Source organism: Xanthomonas sp. SHU 308, assembly GCF_000364645.1.
Lineage (GTDB): Bacteria > Pseudomonadota > Gammaproteobacteria > Xanthomonadales > Xanthomonadaceae > Xanthomonas_A > Xanthomonas_A sontii.
In genome coordinates this window covers 1-551 of the sequence record NZ_AQOK01000632.1, presented here as the reverse complement: position 1 = coordinate 551, position 551 = coordinate 1, and the positions used below count along the sequence as shown (strand labels likewise).

Below are 551 nucleotides of genomic sequence, written 5' to 3'. Positions count from 1 at the left end.
TGGCCGTGGCCGCGGCCGCGTCGTTGGCGTCGGCCTGGCGGCTGTCCAGCGGCGTCACCAGCAGCGGGCTGACCTCGGCCTGGTCGGCCGGGGTGACGGTGCCCTTGGGCAGCGCCAGCTTCACCCGCCGGGTCATCGGCGGGTAGCAGATGCCGTCGGTCTGGCAGCCCTGGAAGGTCGCCACCAGGGTCGCGGCGGTGGCGTCGGCGCGCTGGCGCTGCAGCGGCACGGTGACCTCGGTCTGGTCGAAGTACACCACCACGTTGCCGAAGTGTTCGTCCTGGTGCGAGCTGCCCTTGGGCCAGCGCGGCATGCCGGTGCGGATGCCGGGCGCGCCCTCCAGCGCCAGCGCGGTGCGGTCGCGATACAGGTAATAGCCGGGCGCCGGGGTGAAGCGCAGCAGCAGGGTATTGCCGTCGCCGACGATGGCTTCGAACTGGAACGCCTGGTCCGAGGGCAGCGGCAGGCCCTGCACCGCCGCGGTGCCGGGGCCGGGACCGAACAGCGGCTTGGCGCCGTTGCCCGCGCCCGGGCCGCTGCCCGGCAGCCCA

Annotated in this window: 1 protein-coding gene; it reads right to left on the bottom strand. The window is 74.4% G+C overall.

The window, feature by feature from the left end; all coding sequences use genetic code 11:
* Window positions 1–551: protein-disulfide reductase DsbD domain-containing protein (locus D588_RS25230; RefSeq protein ID WP_043085740.1), on the bottom strand; the 551-nt coding region annotated here is incomplete at both ends.